Annotated in this window: 16 protein-coding genes, 1 pseudogene and 1 riboswitch; of the genes and pseudogenes, 7 read left to right on the plus strand and 10 right to left on the minus strand. The window is 68.6% G+C overall.

Features of this window, described 5'->3' with window-relative positions; all coding sequences use genetic code 11:
• Positions 1-19 precede the first annotated feature (19 nt).
• Positions 20-625, plus strand: coding sequence for a DUF6286 domain-containing protein (locus tag ABGB08_RS28730; protein WP_155355388.1), 606 nt, complete (start codon positions 20-22; stop codon positions 623-625).
• A complete protein-coding gene (locus tag ABGB08_RS28735) occupies positions 625-1,092 on the plus strand; it encodes a hypothetical protein (RefSeq protein WP_347595985.1) in 468 nt (155 codons plus the stop codon). Before ABGB08_RS28730 ends, ABGB08_RS28735 begins: the two co-directional genes overlap by 1 nt.
• Here ABGB08_RS28735 and ABGB08_RS28740 read toward each other — a convergent pair.
• The 8 genes and pseudogenes from ABGB08_RS28740 to ABGB08_RS28775 form a co-directional block, all read right to left on the minus strand.
• Positions 1,079-2,479, minus strand: coding sequence for a hypothetical protein (locus ABGB08_RS28740; RefSeq protein WP_347595988.1), 1,401 nt, complete (start codon positions 2,477-2,479; stop codon positions 1,079-1,081). The genes ABGB08_RS28735 and ABGB08_RS28740 overlap by 14 nt on opposite strands.
• 63 nt (positions 2,480-2,542) lie before the next feature.
• Complete coding sequence (locus ABGB08_RS28745; RefSeq protein ID WP_347595991.1) at positions 2,543-3,952, minus strand: L-serine ammonia-lyase; 1,410 nt, start codon at positions 3,950-3,952, stop codon at positions 2,543-2,545.
• Between the two features lie 23 nt (positions 3,953-3,975).
• Positions 3,976-4,362: a glycine cleavage system protein GcvH gene (gcvH, locus tag ABGB08_RS28750; RefSeq protein ID WP_155355386.1), complete on the minus strand. Its 387-nt coding sequence runs from the start codon at positions 4,360-4,362 to the stop codon at positions 3,976-3,978.
• A complete protein-coding gene (gcvT, locus tag ABGB08_RS28755; protein WP_347595994.1) occupies positions 4,359-5,435 on the minus strand; it encodes a glycine cleavage system aminomethyltransferase GcvT in 1,077 nt (358 codons plus the stop codon). Before gcvT ends, gcvH begins: the two co-directional genes overlap by 4 nt.
• 129 nt (positions 5,436-5,564) lie before the next feature.
• A riboswitch (glycine riboswitch) is annotated at positions 5,565-5,662 on the minus strand.
• 122 nt (positions 5,663-5,784) lie between these two features.
• Positions 5,785-6,303: pseudogene (locus ABGB08_RS28760) on the minus strand (gamma-glutamyl-gamma-aminobutyrate hydrolase family protein); the annotation flags it as partial.
• A gap of 56 nt (positions 6,304-6,359) precedes the next feature.
• The gene (locus tag ABGB08_RS28765; RefSeq protein WP_347595997.1) at positions 6,360-7,124 is read right to left on the minus strand and encodes a 3-oxoacyl-ACP reductase; all 765 of its coding nucleotides are present in this window, start codon (positions 7,122-7,124) and stop codon (positions 6,360-6,362) included.
• A gap of 8 nt (positions 7,125-7,132) precedes the next feature.
• Entirely contained in the window at positions 7,133-8,470 is a 1,338-nt protein-coding gene (locus tag ABGB08_RS28770; RefSeq protein WP_347596000.1) for an aldehyde dehydrogenase family protein, read from the minus strand.
• Positions 8,471-8,644: 174 nt separating this feature from the next.
• Complete coding sequence (locus ABGB08_RS28775) at positions 8,645-9,988, minus strand: glutamine synthetase family protein (RefSeq protein WP_347596188.1); 1,344 nt, start codon at positions 9,986-9,988, stop codon at positions 8,645-8,647.
• Between the two features lie 120 nt (positions 9,989-10,108).
• On the opposite strand from ABGB08_RS28775, the gene ABGB08_RS28780 reads away from it, so the two are divergent.
• From ABGB08_RS28780 to ABGB08_RS28790, 3 genes are all read left to right on the plus strand, one after another.
• Positions 10,109-10,831 (plus strand): FCD domain-containing protein, encoded by a 723-nt coding sequence (locus ABGB08_RS28780; protein WP_347596191.1) that lies wholly within the window; start codon positions 10,109-10,111, stop codon positions 10,829-10,831.
• Positions 10,832-10,918: 87 nt separating this feature from the next.
• A complete protein-coding gene (locus ABGB08_RS28785) occupies positions 10,919-11,653 on the plus strand; it encodes a hypothetical protein (RefSeq protein ID WP_347596003.1) in 735 nt (244 codons plus the stop codon).
• A 78-nt stretch (positions 11,654-11,731) separates the two neighbouring features.
• On the plus strand, positions 11,732-11,884 hold the full coding sequence (locus ABGB08_RS28790; RefSeq protein ID WP_347596006.1) for a hypothetical protein: 153 nt from the start codon (positions 11,732-11,734) through the stop codon (positions 11,882-11,884).
• 39 nt (positions 11,885-11,923) lie between these two features.
• On the opposite strand, the gene ABGB08_RS28795 is transcribed toward ABGB08_RS28790, so the two are convergent.
• Together ABGB08_RS28795 and ABGB08_RS28800 are read right to left on the minus strand one after the other, a co-directional pair.
• Positions 11,924-12,598 (minus strand): nucleotidyl transferase AbiEii/AbiGii toxin family protein, encoded by a 675-nt coding sequence (locus ABGB08_RS28795; RefSeq protein ID WP_347596009.1) that lies wholly within the window; start codon positions 12,596-12,598, stop codon positions 11,924-11,926.
• Positions 12,599-12,913: 315 nt separating this feature from the next.
• Positions 12,914-13,522 (minus strand): TetR/AcrR family transcriptional regulator, encoded by a 609-nt coding sequence (locus ABGB08_RS28800; protein ID WP_347596012.1) that lies wholly within the window; start codon positions 13,520-13,522, stop codon positions 12,914-12,916.
• Positions 13,523-13,562: 40 nt separating this feature from the next.
• On the opposite strand from ABGB08_RS28800, the gene ABGB08_RS28805 reads away from it, so the two are divergent.
• Both ABGB08_RS28805 and ABGB08_RS28810 read left to right on the plus strand, forming a co-directional pair.
• Entirely contained in the window at positions 13,563-14,585 is a 1,023-nt protein-coding gene (locus ABGB08_RS28805) for an alpha-amylase family glycosyl hydrolase (RefSeq protein WP_347596015.1), read from the plus strand.
• Complete coding sequence (locus ABGB08_RS28810; protein ID WP_347596018.1) at positions 14,561-14,857, plus strand: DUF3459 domain-containing protein; 297 nt, start codon at positions 14,561-14,563, stop codon at positions 14,855-14,857. Before ABGB08_RS28805 ends, ABGB08_RS28810 begins: the two co-directional genes overlap by 25 nt.
• The last annotated feature ends 161 nt before the right edge of the window (positions 14,858-15,018 follow it).

Consider the following 15,018-nt stretch of genomic DNA (forward strand, 5'->3'; position numbering starts at 1 on the left):
CGTGTATCCCTGGATGACCATGAGCACGGTTGAGGAGATCCTGGCCGGCGGGCACTCCACCGCGAGCCGAGCCCGGCGCAGAATGCTCGCCAGACAGGCCACCAGGAGGCTACGCCCCGGCCGCGACTCGGCGGGCGTCGTGGTGGCGGCCGCCCTCGCGATCGTCGCCTGGGGGAGCACGGCCGAGATGGTCGTCTCCTGGCTGGGCGGGCCCGCGGCGTGGCCGGGAATGTCCCGCCTGGTGGCCAGGACCTGGGGCGACGCACTCGTCCCTGGCCTGGCGCTCGCCGCCATCACGGCCGGCGTGGTCCTGATCCTGCTGGCCCTGCTGCCGGGACGGGTGAAGCTGATCGCCCTGGAGACCGCCGACGAGGGCGTGACCATGGGCCTGACCCGGCAAGGGCTGCGCCGTACCCTCGTGGCGGCGGCGCTCACCGTGGACGGCGTGGACGTGGCACGCGTCCGCCTGCGGCACGGCCAGATCGAGGTGACCGTGGTCACCGACGCCGACCGCACCGGCGACCTGCTGCGCGAGGTGGGCGCCGCCGTCGGCGACCGCCTGCAGAGCCTGGCCCTGCACGGCCGCCACGAGGTCGTGGTACGGCTCCGCCGGAGGAGAATCTGATGGCCAACCGCATCGGCATCGGCATCGTCGGCACGCTCCTGCTGCTCGCCGGCCTGTACGCGCTCTGGGCCAGGGACGCCCACCCCGACCTCGCCATCCTCGACCCCGGCTTCTTCGCCGCCCACATCTGGGCCTACATCATCGCCGCCGCCGTGCTCCCCGCCGCCGCCGCCATCGCCACCCGCTGGCTCATCTTCGCCCTCGCCCTGCACCGGTACGGCACCCGCCACGGAACCGGCACCGCCATGCTCGGCGTCGCCCTCCAGGGCCTGGACCGCGTCGACAAGCTGACAGTCCGGGTCGTCTGCGGCGAGCGCACCCGCATCCACGTCCGCTGCCGCCCCGGCGCGTCCCTGGGCGAGGTGGCCCGCCGCCTCGACCAGCAGGCCATCACCCGCGTACGCGGCGTCCTCGGCCCGAGCGCCGACCTCCCGGTCCTGGTGCGCCTGCACGTCACCCGGCTGTGAGTCGGGCCTTGTGCTTGGCTCGGGTGGCGGGTGCGATCGGCATGTCACCGCTGGCGCGGCGGGCGAGGGCCAACCCGGCGGCGAGGCAGGCGAGCGGGACGACGGGCACCACATACCGGTGGTCGAACGCGGCCACCAGCGGCGGCAGGAATGTCAGTGTCATCGCGGCGGTCCAGGGCAGCAGCGCGGGTGTCAGGTCCGCGAATCGGCCGCGGACCAGTTTGACGAGCATCCCGCCCAGCCCGGCGAGCAGGATCGCCGCGAGGAAGGGTCCGCGCAGGTAGCCGTGTTCCTGGTAGGCCCGGAGCCAGCCCGCGTACGGCTCGACGATCCGGGTCTCGGCGCTGGAACCCTGGTACTCGACGGTCAATTGGGTGGCGGTTCGCCCGGCCGAAGCGACCTTGTCGGGGAACGGTCGTACCGAGTCGGGGAAGACATATGCGCTTTGCGGGCCCGGCGAGGGATATATCCGGCGGTTCCATTCGAAGGCCCAGAGGGCGTCGCCGAGGCCGGTGAGCAGGAAGTCCAGGGGCTGGCTGCGGATGGCCAGCGAGGTGAACTCGCCGGTCAGTTCCTCCTTTTCGGCCCCGCTGCGGACGATGGGGGACTTCGGGTCCCAGATGTAGACGGGCGCGGCCAGCCGAGGACCCGCTTCCGGGCAGAGGACCGCCAGCTCGGGGCGAGGGTCCATGATCCGGCAGTCGGCGAAGGTCATTGTGCGCGACCACATCCAGACGTTGCTGCCGCCCAGGCCGAACGAGCCGTGCACGGCGTTGAACCAGGTCGCGTACCCCCCGATCACGACCCCGGCGGCGAGCACGCCCGCCCCCACCGCCCGCCAGCTCGCCCGCCTGAGCAGCAGCCAGACCACCGCGACGATGACCAGGGGCAGCCCCAGCGTCCGCGTGACCGTCGCCATCCCGAGCAGGCCGAGCCCGGCCACCACCGCCCACGGCGCGGGCCGCCACAGCAGCAGCACGACCGCCATGACCACCAGGAAGGTGAACAGCAGATCGGCCATCATCAGATGCTCCAACTGCACCTGATGCACATCCAGCAGAACGGGCGCGGCGGCCAATGCCGAACCCCACGCAGGCAATCCAGCCCGCAACAACACCGCGTAGATCGCCACAGCCATCGCGATCCCCATCAGATGCTGCACGACCACAACAACCTGCACGCTGTCGAAGAACCACAGGAACAGCGAGTACCCCGCCGGCCGAGACGGCAACGGCCGCAGATCAACAGCCGAACTCAGATAAGAGAACGAATCCGCCCAAAACCACAAAACCGGCCGATACCCCAGCACCGCCAGCCCTCGCACGACAACACCCGCGAGAAGCACCCCCCCAAACAACAGGTGCACACCCCACCGCGAGCGGATCATCACCCTGGCCTCCTCATTCGGGTCGCCAGAATACTGCCGATCCCGAGTACGCCCCGCCGCTCGCTAGCACTCCACGATGTTGACGCCCACGTGGGACTCCGCCTCGATGACGTTGACGGCCAGGCCGCCCCTGCTGGTCTCCTTGTACTTGGTGGACATGTCTCGCCCAGTGGTGCGTACGGTGTGAATGGCCTTGTCCAGCGAGACGAAATGGCGGCCGTCGCCGCGGAGGGCGATTCGGGCGGCGGCGATGGCCTTGATGGAGGCCACGGCGTTGCGTTCGATGCAGGGGATCTGCACCAAGCCGCCGATGGGGTCGCAGGTGAGGCCGAGGTTGTGTTCGATGCCGATCTCGGCGGCGTTCTCGACCTGTTCCGGCGTGCCGCCGAGGACCTCGGTGAGCCCGGCGGCGGCCATCGAGCAGGCCGAACCGACCTCACCCTGGCACCCGACCTCGGCACCGGAGATGGAGGCGTTCTCCTTGAAGAGCACCCCGACGGCGCCCGCGGTGAGGAGAAAACGGACCACGCCCTCATCGTCGGCGCCGGGGATGAACCTGGAGTAGTAGGTCAGAACGGCAGGGATGATTCCGGCCGCGCCGTTGGTGGGGGCGGTGACGATGCGCCCGCCCGCGGCGTTCTCCTCGTTGACGGCCAGGGCGAACAGGGTGACCCAGTCCATGGCCTGGAGGGGATCACGTTCGGCGGATTCGCTCTGCAGGCGGCGCTGGAGCTGATGCGCGCGCCGGCGGACCTTGAGACCGCCGGGAAGCACACCCTCCCGCGAGGAACCCCGGCGGACCGATTCCGACATGACCTCCCACAAGTGGAGAAGCTGGGATTTGATCTGCTGATCGTCGCGGCCGAAGGCGCGCTCATTGGCGAGCATTAAGCCGGAGATGGACAGACCGGTCTCGGCGCAGTGGCCCAGGAGCTCGGCAGCCGTGGTGAACGGGTGCGGGAGCACGGTGTCGTCGGGTTTGATGCGATCCGCGCCGGTGGCGTTCTCGTCCACGACGAAGCCACCCCCGACCGAGTAGTAGATCTTCTCCCGCAGCGGGTTCCCATCGGCGGTGTACGCGGTGAAGCGCATGCCGTTCGGATGGTGCGGCAGGGAGATCTTGCGCTCGAAGACGAGATCCTCGCCGACCACGAACGGGATGTCGTGGCCGCCGAACAGCCGGATCGTCCCGGTCGACCGCATCTCGGCCAGCCGGGATTCGACCGCTTCCACGTCGACCGTTTCCGGTTTCTCGCCCGACAGCCCGAGCAGGATGGCCTTGTCGCTGCCGTGACCTTTGCCGGTCAGGCCGAGCGAGCCGTACAAAATGACTTCGACGCGGGCGGTCTTCTCCAGGAGGCCGTCCTGGCTGAGCGCGCGCGCGAATCGGTGGGCGGCCGCCATCGGGCCGCCCGTGTGGGAACTGGACGGCCCGATGCCGATCTTGAACAGGTCGAAGACGCTGATCGCCATTGATCTGTGCCCTTGCTAGTGGGCTATTCGCCCGCGGTGAGGGTGCCGTATTCCTCGGCGGTCAGCAGGTCGGTCGGGTCGGCCTCGATCCGGATCCGGAAGAGCCAGCCCTCGCCGTAGGGGTCGGAGTTGACCAGGGACGGGTCGTCCACGACGGCCTGGTTGGTTTCGACCACCTCGCCGCTGACGGGGGAGTAGATGTCGCTGACCGATTTGGTGGATTCCACCTCGCCCACCGCGTCTCCGGCCGCGACCGTGCCGCCCACCTCGGGCACCTGCACGTAGACCACGTCACCGAGCGCCTCAGCGGCGTACTCGGTGATGCCGACCGTCACCGTCAGTCCGTCATCGAGGCCGGCCACCCATTCGTGCTCTTTGGTGTAGCTCAGCTCGCCGGGGATGGTGCTCACTTCTTCCTCCTGTAGAAAGGCAGGTCAACGACGTCGACCGGTTCGCGCGTGCCGCGGATGTCCACGGCTAGATCGTCATTTTCCGACATTTCCGCCTGCACGTACGCCATCGCGATCGGCTTGCCCAGCGACTGCGACGGCGCGCCGCTGGTGACCTCGCCGACGACCGCCCCGGACGCGTCCACGACCGGGTAGCCGTGCCGGGGGACCCGCCGCCCGCGGGCGACCAGGCCGACCAGGCGGCGGCGCGGTTCGGTCTTGGTCTCCAGTGCGGCACGTCCGATGAAATCGCCGGGTTTGTCGAACTTCACTACCCGGCCGAGGCCCGCGTCGAACGGGGTGGTCTCTTCGGTGAGCTCGTTGCCGTACAGGGCCATGCCGGCTTCCAGCCGGAGGGTGTCGCGGGCGGAGAGCCCGGCCGGGCGCGCGCCCGCGGCGGTCAGAGCCCGCCAGAGCGGTACGGCAGCCGCGTTCGCGATGAACAGCTCGAAACCATCCTCACCGGTGTAACCCGTGCGCGCGATCAGCGCCTCGGCGCCCGCCACGACACCGGGCAGCCCGGCGTAGTACTTCAGGCCGTCCAGATCGGCGTCGGTGAGCGTGGCCAGGATCTCCTGCGAGCGAGGGCCCTGGATGGCGATCAGCGCGTACTCCTCGGAGCGGTCGGCCACCTTCGCCTCGAACCTGGCGGCCCGGTCGGCGAGTTCGGCGGCGACGCGCGGGTAGTTGGAGGCGTTCGCGCAGACCATGAACTCCTCGGCGGTCAGCCGGTAGATGATCACGTCGTCCAGCACGCCGCCGTCGGGGGCGCAGATCACCGTATAGCGGGCTTTCCCGGGCGCGAGCGTGCTCAGCTGGCCGGTGAAGGCGTAGTCGAGGGCCTCGCCCGCCTGCGGTCCGGTCACGAAGATCTCCCCCATGTGGGAGAGGTCGAAGAGCCCGGCGTCCGAGCGCACCGTGTTGTGCTCGGCGGACTCGCTGCCGTAGCGGAGCGGCATCAGCCAGCCGGCGAAGTCGGTGAGAGTCGCGCCGAGGCTCTGATGAACCTCGTGCAGCGGTGTCTGTCGTGGCATAGGGCGCACCTCAGGCAGGGTCGGATGTTCTGCATCCTCCCCCTCTGTCATCGGTGCCTGAGAGCTTCGCCCGGATTTTGCCCGGACTTTCACCTTCGGCGAGGCGCAGGCCTGCTTTCCAGAGGACACCTGGCCCGCACGGTCCTTTGCCTTGAGAGGTTCGCGGGGAGGGCTTGCTCCTTCAGGGGACCTGGCCGGATGCCAGGCCGCTCTCCCGCGCGGGATCACCGGTGTCCGGCCAGCCTAGCCGAATCCGGGCCACGAAGTCGTCGAAGAGCCGGCCGTCCTCGTCGGCTTCCGGATGCCACTGGACGGCTGTGGTCCGCTCGTTCAGCTGTACGGCTTCGATGGTGCCGTCGTCGGCGGTCGCGGTGACGGTGAGACCGTTCGCCAGGCGGTCGATGGACTGGTGGTGGTAGTGGGCGGGGGTGATCTCGTCGGATTCGTAGATCTTGGCGAGTTCCGGCGAGAGCCGTACGGGAAGGCGGCCGAATGTGCCCGGAGCGGGGGAATGGCCGGTGTGGCCGACCACGTTGGGAACGTGCTGGTGCAGCGTCCCGCCGAGCGCGACGTTGAGCACCTGGAGCCCCCGGCAGATCCCGAGAAATGGCAACCCGCCCGCCAGCGCCGCCCGAACCAGCCCAAACTCGGCATCATCCCGAAATTTCCGGATATAGGAGGGAGCGGTGGTTGGGAGGGGGTCCGCGGCGTAGCGCGCCGGGTCGATGTCGCCGCCTCCGGCCAGGATCAGGCCGTCCAGCCGCCCGGTCAGCGTGGCGGGCTCCCCGGCGGGCGGCAGGATCACCGGCTGCCCGCCCGCCCGCTCGACGTGCCGCACGTAGTCGTACGGCAACAGCGCCGCCGTCATCTGCCACACCGTGTACGCCGCGGGCTCGACGTAACATGTGATCCCGATCACCGGCCTCACAGCGGCGTCACATAAGCGCCGGAAATACCACCGTCCACCAGGAACTCCGCCCCCGTGATGAAGGACGCGTCATCGGACGCCAGGAACGCCACCGCCGCCGCGATCTCCTCCGCCCGCGCGAACCGTCCCATCGGCACATGAACCAGCCGCCGCTGCGCCCGCTCTGGATCCTTCGCGAACAGCTCCCTGAGCAGGGGCGTGTCCACCGGCCCGGGACAGAGCGCGTTCACCCGGATGCCCTCCCGCGCGAACTGCACCCCCAGTTCCCTGCTCATCGCCAGCACCCCGCCCTTGGACGCCGTGTACGACACCTGCGACGTCGCCGACCCCATCACCGCCACGAACGACGCGGTGTTGATGATCGACCCCTTCCCCTGCCGTTGCATATAGGGCAGCACATGCTTGCAGCACAGGTACACGCTCGTAAGGTTGACCTCCTGCACCTTCCGCCAAACGTCGATCCCCGTGGTCAGGATCGAGTCGTCGTCGGTCGGCGAGATGCCCGCGTTGTTGAACGCGATGTCCACGCTGCCATAGGTGTCGTAGGCCACCTGGAACATCCGGATCACGTCGTCCTCGCTGGTCACGTCGGCCCGGACGAAGATCCCCCCGACCTCCGCCGCGACCTGGTCGCCGACGTTCTCATCCAGGTCGACCAGGACCAGTTTGGCCCCCTCCGCGGCGAACCGCTTGGCGGTGGCCAGGCCGATCCCCCCGGCGCCGCCGGTGATGACGGCCACCCGGTCCTGCAAACGCTGCATGTAAGCCTCTACTCCGATGCGATGAAGATGTTCTTGGTCTCGGTGAACGCGGCGAGCGCGTCCGGGCCGAGTTCCCGGCCGAGGCCGGACTGTTTGAAGCCGCCGAACGGCGTCCAGTAGCGGACGCTGGAATGCGAGTTGACCGACAGGTTCCCCGCCTCGACCGCCCGCGCCACCCGCAACGCCCGGCCCACATCCCTGGTCCAGATGGACCCGGACAATCCGTATGGCGTGTCGTTGGCGATCGCGATCGCGTCGGCTTCGTCCTGGAAAGGCACCACCGACACGACCGGCCCGAAGACCTCCTCGCGGAAGGCTCGATCCTCATCCCCGGTCAGCACGGTGGCAGGGAACCAGAAGCCGGGCCCCGCCGGGCATTCTCCCTGGAAGTACGGTCTCTCGACGAACGAGGCCACCCGCTCCCGATGCTCGGCACTGATCAACGGCCCGAGCGCCGTGTCCGGATCGCGGGGATCTCCGACCTTCAATTCCCGTACGGCCACCGTCAACCGTTCCAGGAACTCGTGATAGACGGAACGCTCCACCAGAATCCTGGACCGAGCGCAGCAGTCCTGCCCGGAGTTGTCGAACACCGCCATCGGCGCGGAGGCCGCGGCCTTGGCCAGGTCGGAATCGGCGAAGACGATGTTGGCGCTCTTCCCGCCCAGTTCGAGCGTGACGCGCTTGACCTGTCCCGCGGCCTTCGCGGCGATCTGCTTGCCGACCTCGGTGGATCCCGTGAAGACGATCTTGGCGACCTCGGGGTGGTCCACCAGGCGGGCTCCCGCGACCTCCCCTGCGCCAGGCAGGACCTGGAGCACCCCCTCGGGGAGGCCCGCCGCCAGGGCCAGCTCGGCCAGCCGCAGCGCCGTCAGCGGAGTCCATTCGGCCGGTTTCACGATCACCGTGTTCCCGGCGGCGAGGGCCGGGGCGACCCCCCACATCATGATCACCATCGGGAAGTTCCACGGCACGATCACCCCGACCACGCCGAGCGGCTCCTGGAAGGTGATGTCGATCCCGCCGGGGACGGGGATCTGCTTGCCGTGGTTACGCTCGGGCGCGCCCGCGTAGAAGTGCAGGACATCGCGGACGTTCCCGGCTTCCCACCGGGCGTTGCCGACGGTGTGGCCGGAGTTGGTGATCTCCAGCTGGGCGAGCTCCTCAGCGTGCTCCTCGACCTGTCGGGCGAAGGCGCGCAGCAATCGCGCCCGATCCCCGGGCGATATTTCGCGCCATGTCCGAAAAGCTGCCCGGGCTCGTTCCACTGCGCGGTCGACTTCGGCGGCGTCGGCGAGCTCAATGTCGGCGACGACCTCCTCAGTGGCCGGGTTGACGATCTTCACAGTGGTTCGAACCCCCGGGACGTCTGCCGGTCGGTGGCGGCCGTGTCGAAGGTGGTCGGCTCTGCCTTGGCTTGGTTGACGGTCTTCATAGTGGTTCGAACCCCCGGATCGTCTGCCGGTCGGTGGCGGTCGCGTCGAAGGTGGCTGGCTCTGCCTTGGCTTGGTTGACGGTCTTCACAGTCGTTCGAACCCCCGGAACATCTCCCAGTCCGTGACGGCCGCGTCGAAGGCGGCCAGTTCCACCTTGGCGTAGTTGGCGTAATGGTCTACGACATCCTGCCCGAAGGCGGTGGCGGCCAGCGTGGACCCCGCGAACAGGTCGAGCGCGTCGCGCAGCGTCGCCGGGACGGTCTCCGCGCCGGAAATATAGGCATTTCCGCCGTAGGGGTCCTCCAGCGGGAGCTCGTTCTCGATGCCGTACAGCCCGGCCGCGATCAGCGCGGACACCGCCAGGTAGGGGTTCACGTCGCCGCCGGGCACCCGGTTCTCGATCCGGAGCCCGTGGCCGTGGCCGACCAGGCGGAGCGAGCAGGTGCGGTTGTCGATGCCCCATTTGACGGCGGTCGGGGCGAACGAGCCGGGGACATACCGCTTATATGAGTTGATGTTGGGCGCGTAGAGGAGGGTGAGTTCCCGCATCGCGGCCAGTTGCCCGGCGATGAAATGCTGCCCGATCTTGGACAGGCCGTAGGGCTCGGACCCGGCCATCACCGGGGTGCCGTCGGCGTCCCTCAGCGATATATGGATATGGCAGGAATTGCCCTCACGCTGGTTCGGCTTGGCCATGAAGGTCAGCGACATACCCTCCTGGGCCGCGATCTCCTTCGCGCCGTTCTTGTAGATCGAGTGGTTGTCGCAGGTGGCGAGCGCGTCGGTATACCGGAACGCGATCTCGTGCTGCCCCAGGTTGCACTCGCCCTTGGCCGACTCCACGTAGAGCCCCGCGCCCTCCATACCCAGCCGGATCCGCCGCAGCAGCGGCTCCACCCGGGAGGTGCCGAGCAGCGAATAGTCCACGTTGTAGAGGTTCGTGGGGGTCAGATCGCGGTACGCGTTCCGCCACGCCTCCTCATAGCTGTCGGCGTACACGCAGAATTCCAGCTCGGTCCCCACATACGCCCCCCAGCCGCGCTCGCCCAGCCGGGCCAGCTGGCGGCGCAGGATCTGCCGGGGCGAGGCCGTGACGTCGGAGCCGTCCTCCCAGACCAGATCGGCCAGGACCAGCGCCGTACCCTCCTGCCAGGGGACCCGGCGGAGCGTGGCCATATCGGGCTTGAAGACGAAGTCCCCGTAACCACGATCCCAGGACGACATCGCGTAACCGCTGACGGTGTTCATCTCCACGTCCACCGCGAGCAGGTAGTTGCAGCCCTCGGCCGCGTGGCGGAGCACCTCGTCCAGGAAGTAGCGTGCCGACAGCCGTTTGCCCTGCAGGCGGCCCTGCATGTCGGTGAACCCCAGCAGCACCGTGTCGATCTTGCCTGCCTCGGCCTCAACTCGAAGCTGCTCCACAGTCAGCACGCGCGAGTCCCTTCTAAAAGTCTGGAATCAGACCAATGGAGGCATGCAAGCACCAGGCCTGTCAGCTCGTCAACAGCGGATTGGGCTAATCTTGGGCCATTTGGAGGGCGGTGCATGATGACGGAATCCTCACTCGTTTCGTTGCTCCGTCCGGTCCGCTCGGGGAACGCGTTCGAGGAGACCGTCGAGCGGCTGCTCCAGGCGATCAAGCTCGGCGTCGTCGCCCACGGCGCGAAAATGCCCCCGGAACGGGAACTCGCCGCCCAACTCGGCATCAGCCGCGTCACCCTGCGCGAAGCCATCCGTGCCCTGCAGGAATCCGGATATCTGGATGTACGCCGGGGACGTTACGGGGGCGCCTTCGTCGTCTACCAGCCGCCCGACCCGCGCCACGGCGACCTGCGCCGGGCCGTCAACGAGATGGGCCCCAGCGAACTCGACGACGCGCTCACCTTCCGGATGGCCGTCGAATGCGGCGCGGCCCAGGTCCTCGCCGACCGCGACCTCACCCCCGCCCAGATCGCCACCCTCCGCCGCAGGCTGTCCGACGTCAACGAGGCGGGCCCCTCCGACTACCGCCGCCTCGACACCGCCTTCCACCTGTGCATCGCCGAACTCACCGGCTCCCCACTGCTCGCCGCCGCCTGCGCCGACGCGCGCTTACGTGTCACCGACCTGCTGAACGCCATCCCCATCCTCAGCTTCAACATCCAGCACTCGGCCGACCAGCACGCCGCGATCGTCGAGGCCATCCTGAACCGCGACCCCGACCGCGCCCGCCAGGCCGTCGCCGAACACCTGGAGGGCACGGCCGCCCTGCTGCGGGGCTTCCTGGCATAAGAGGGCGGGTTGCTCGCCGTTATCTGGCGCCGGTCGCGCTGCGCGCTGGGAGGCCAGGGGCTGGGTACCATCGAAGATCGGGGCATTATGACTGAACTCTTCCAGCGCGGCATCGTCGATACGCAACGGTTGCCGTTGTTCGCGTTCTTCGTGGCGTTGATCGTGGCTTTCGTGTTCACGAGGATCAACGTGCGGTTGATCCGGGCGGAGACGCGCTGGTGGTTCAAGAACGTCAACGTGGGCGACATGCACATCCATCACGTGGTGTTCGGGGTGGTGCTGATGCTGCTCGGCGGGGTGGCCGGGCTGATCGTCTCGGGGGTATCGGTCGGGTGGCACGCGGTCACGGCGGCGGTCTTCGGGGTCGGGTCCGCGCTGGTGCTGGATGAGTTCGCCCTGATCCTGCACCTGCGCGATGTCTACTGGGCCGAGGAGGGCCGCACCTCGGTGGACGCGGTGTTCGTGGCCATCGCGGTCACCGCCCTGCTCCTGCTCGGCCGCCGCCCGCTCGACTGGACCGTCTCGGACGGGATCGGGGCGGGTACGGCCTTTCTCGTCCTGAACCTGATCTTCGCCGTGATCACTCTGCTCAAAGGCAAGATCTGGAGCGGCCTGGTCGGCCTGTTCGTCCCCGTCTTCGGCTATGTCGGCGCGGTACGGCTCGCGCGTCCCGGCTCGCCGTGGGCCCACTGGTTCTACACGGGCAACGACCGCAAGCTGGCGCGCGCCCTCCACCGCGAGGAGCGCTGGCGCCGCCCGGTGATCCGAGCCAAAATCGCCGTTCAGGAGTTCGTGTCGGGACGGCATGACCTCCCGCGTTAACCGAAAGCGTTAACGGACGGTCGTCGCGGGCAGACGACTGGTATGCGACTCATCACGAAATTTCGGGAATTGAAGGCTATGGCCAAGCAGCGGCTGGGGGCTCGGACCGGGAACCGGCGGCTGGCGGCCGAAGGCCGTACCGAGACGGCGGAGGCGCGGCTGCTCCGGACCAAGGACATGATCAAGGCCACGGCTCGGAAGATCCGCAGGGAGTTCCGCTCCGCCCGGTGACGTCAGGGCCGGGCCCCGCAAGGATCTTGGGTTGATGCCCTATTCGAAGGGGTCGATGTCGGTTTCTTCGGCGATGCGCATCGACAGGTCCTCGTACCAGAGCAGGGCGAAACGCTTGACCCGGGCGATCTGCTCCGGGGGGAGGCCGTACTCGGCGTAGGCGTCCTCGTCGTAAACGAGGGCGGTCTCCAGCTCGAAAGCCAGCCCCTGCTGGGTGAAGCCCTCCTCGAAGTGCGCGCCCAGGCGTTCCAGGTCATCGAAGGAATATCGCTCGCTGAGGGCGGTCGCGTCGATGAGGTCCCGGGGGAGCGCCCGGTTCAGCACCGCCCCCACCTTCATGCCCGCGACGTCGTCCAGATCCGCCACCGGCCGGTCGTCGATCAGCACCGGCGGCCGCTGCAGCGGTGCCTTGAGCACATTGACCGGGCAGTCCTGCTCGGGCACCACCGGATCCGAGACCACCATCCTGGCCTGCAGCGGGCTCCCCGGCCGCTGCTTCACCGCCAGACCGTCCTCCCGCAACGCCTCGGCCACCTGGTCGGCGATGTCAACCAGCGGCAACTCACTGACCGTGACAAAGTCCAACCCCCGGCTCGGCCGCTCGACCAGCCCATGCGCCCGCAGCGCGTACGCCCCGGCCAGGCGCAGGCCGTAGCTCGGGTCCACCTCGCACACGGCGTCGAGAACCCGCTCGTAGAAGGGCGTCAGCCGCATCACCACAGGATCCGCGCGAACGCTCGAATCGTCATGATCGCAGTATGCCCGTCCTGATCAGGCCGTATCCAGCGGATCCCACGCCTTAGGCCGGGGGCGCCCAAGAAAATGAGCGGTCCGCCGGGTTGCTCGCCGTCATCCGGCGCCGTTAACGCCGGTGACGGTTCTCGCCACACTGGCGCCGGGAGTGGCTGCGGCATTTGACACGACCTCAGGTAGGCCTGGCAGAAGCTCCGGCATCGGCGGGGAAATCCGCCCGAATCCCCGCCTGCGTGGCGTCACCGGAAGGGGACAGGGGGACTCTGTTAGATGTTCCTAGAGGGACGGCCGGAGGGCGCCGTCGAGGGCTGACAGGGCCTGGTCGGTAAGCAGCTGTCGGTGGGAGTCCGGGTAGCCAGCCTCGGACCAGGCCAGGCAGGCGGCATCCAGGAACCCGAGGTATCCATACAGCGCGTAATCTACGCCTTCTGTGTCGTCGAGCTCCAGGACCTCGTGGAGCAGTCGAACGTACTGCCACCGGCTGCGTTGCCGGATGGCGGCGGCCTCGGCGGGCTCGCCGCTCGGCGCCAGGAACGGCCCGCGCCAGCCGGCCGCCCACTCTTTCACGGTGTCCAGGTAGATCCCGATGCTGACGGCAAGCCGTTCCAGTGCCGTCGCACCGGATCTGAGCGTGGCGTCGGCGGCGCGCTGCCGGTCGAGCAGCCGGCCGATCGCGGCCTCGACCACCGCCACGTAAAGCTTGCTCTTGCTGCCGAAGTAGCGGTGCACCAAGGCCTGGGACGCACCGGCCGTCGCAGCCACCTGATCGACGGAAACATGCTCGTATCCGGCCCGTGAGAACGCTTCCCCAGCGGCGCGCAGAATGGCCTGCCTGCGCGCCTCCTCGCCGAGGCGCTGCCTGGGGCGCCGATCACTTCGTCGCATGCGCCGACATTACACCAGCTACTGAGTTAGGCTCACTAGCGTGACGTCGTGGAGAGAACATGCGATCTGGTGGCACGTGTACCCGCTGGGTTTTACCGGCGCCGAGCCCGGGGCCGCGCCGCCCGGCATGCCGGTGCGCCACCGCCTGCGACACCTGGAGCCGTGGCTGGACTATGCCATTGAGTTGGGCTGCTCGGGCTTGCTGCTGGGCCCGATCTTCGCCTCGGAGACACACGGATACGACACTCTCGACCACTTCAGCATCGATCCCCGGTTGGGTGACGAGGCGGACTTCGACCGGCTGGTGCGCGCCGCCCGCGACCGGGGCCTGCGGATCGTCCTGGACGGGGTGTTCAACCACGTGGGCAGGGGGCACCCGAAGTTCGCCGATCCACACTTCGCGCACTGGTTCGTACCCGAGGGAGCAGGGCACCGCACGTTCGAGGGGCACCACGGGCTGGTGACGCTCAACCACGACCATCCGGACGTGCTTGACCACGTCGTGCGGGTCATGGATCACTGGTTGAGCCGCGGCGCGTCGGGGTGGCGGCTGGACGCCGCTTACGCTATGCCGGCCGCCTTCTGGCACAAGGCGCTCACTCAGATCCGCCCGCGCCATCCGGACGCCTGGTTCGTCGGCGAGATGATCCACGGCGACTACGGGGACTACGTGGCGCGGAGCGGGCTGGACTCGGTAACTCAGTACGAGCTGTGGAAGGCCATCTGGAGCTCGCTGAACGACCGCAACCTCTTCGAGTTGGCCTGGGCCGTGGACCGGCACAACGCCTGCCTCCGCTCGTTCCTGCCGCTCACGTTCGCTGGCAACCACGACGTGACCAGGCTGGCCACCCGGCTCGACGACGAGCGCTATCTCGGCCACGCGCTGGCGGTGCTGTTCACCGTGGGCGGGCTGCCCAGCGTCTACTACGGTGACGAGCAGGCCTTCCGCGGGTTGAAGGAGGATCGGGCGGCGGCGATGACGCGATCCGGCCCGCCTTCCCCGCTAGTTCGGGTGAGCTCGATCCCGCCGGGTGGCCGGTGTACCGGCTGCACCAACGCCTGATCGGGCTGCGGCGCCGCCATCCGTGGCTGGTGCGGGCGCGCACCGAAGTGCGCCATCTGACCAACACGGCCGTCGCGTTCGAAGCCGCGGACGACGGCGCGGGCAGGTTCCTCACCCTGCTCAACCTGGGCGCGCAGGCATACCGATTCCCGCTGGACGGCGCCGGGCTCGCCGTTGCCGAGACCTCGGGCGGGGACCCTCACGACCCCTGCCTGGTACCCGCCCACGGGTGGACGATCGTCACATCTCGTAACGGCCTGCATGGCCGCTGACCGAGGGGTGCTTGCCCTTCCACGCCGACACCACCGGCCGGATCAGCTCCCACCACTCGTCCGACAGATCGCTGGGATATGGCTCGCTCGCCCATAACTGTCAGTTGAGCGTGTCGGCACCAAGGGTCAATCTGCTTCCGGAAAGTCCCTACGGGCGTGCG

It is taken from the genome of Acrocarpospora sp. B8E8 (genome assembly GCF_039871605.1).
Lineage (GTDB): Bacteria > Actinomycetota > Actinomycetes > Streptosporangiales > Streptosporangiaceae > Acrocarpospora > Acrocarpospora macrocephala.

What these genes read in the sequence shown, in the direction of transcription:
- ABGB08_RS28730 (WP_155355388.1), top strand. Translation starts at nt 20, where the DNA reads ATGAGCACGGTTGAGGAGATCCTGGCCGGCGGGCACTCCACCGCGAGC.
- ABGB08_RS28795 (WP_347596009.1), bottom strand. Translation starts at nt 12,598, where the DNA reads ATGCGGCTGACGCCCTTCTACGAGCGGGTTCTCGACGCCGTGTGCGAG.
- ABGB08_RS28740 (WP_347595988.1), bottom strand. Translation starts at nt 2,479, where the DNA reads ATGATCCGCTCGCGGTGGGGTGTGCACCTGTTGTTTGGGGGGGTGCTT.
- ABGB08_RS28790 (WP_347596006.1), top strand. Translation starts at nt 11,732, where the DNA reads ATGGCCAAGCAGCGGCTGGGGGCTCGGACCGGGAACCGGCGGCTGGCG.
- ABGB08_RS28735 (WP_347595985.1), top strand. Translation starts at nt 625, where the DNA reads ATGGCCAACCGCATCGGCATCGGCATCGTCGGCACGCTCCTGCTGCTC.
- ABGB08_RS28785 (WP_347596003.1), top strand. Translation starts at nt 10,919, where the DNA reads ATGACTGAACTCTTCCAGCGCGGCATCGTCGATACGCAACGGTTGCCG.
- ABGB08_RS28780 (WP_347596191.1), top strand. Translation starts at nt 10,109, where the DNA reads ATGACGGAATCCTCACTCGTTTCGTTGCTCCGTCCGGTCCGCTCGGGG.
- ABGB08_RS28765 (WP_347595997.1), bottom strand. Translation starts at nt 7,124, where the DNA reads ATGCAGCGTTTGCAGGACCGGGTGGCCGTCATCACCGGCGGCGCCGGG.
- gcvT (WP_347595994.1), bottom strand. Translation starts at nt 5,435, where the DNA reads ATGCCACGACAGACACCGCTGCACGAGGTTCATCAGAGCCTCGGCGCG.
- ABGB08_RS28745 (WP_347595991.1), bottom strand. Translation starts at nt 3,952, where the DNA reads ATGGCGATCAGCGTCTTCGACCTGTTCAAGATCGGCATCGGGCCGTCC.
- ABGB08_RS28800 (WP_347596012.1), bottom strand. Translation starts at nt 13,522, where the DNA reads ATGCGACGAAGTGATCGGCGCCCCAGGCAGCGCCTCGGCGAGGAGGCG.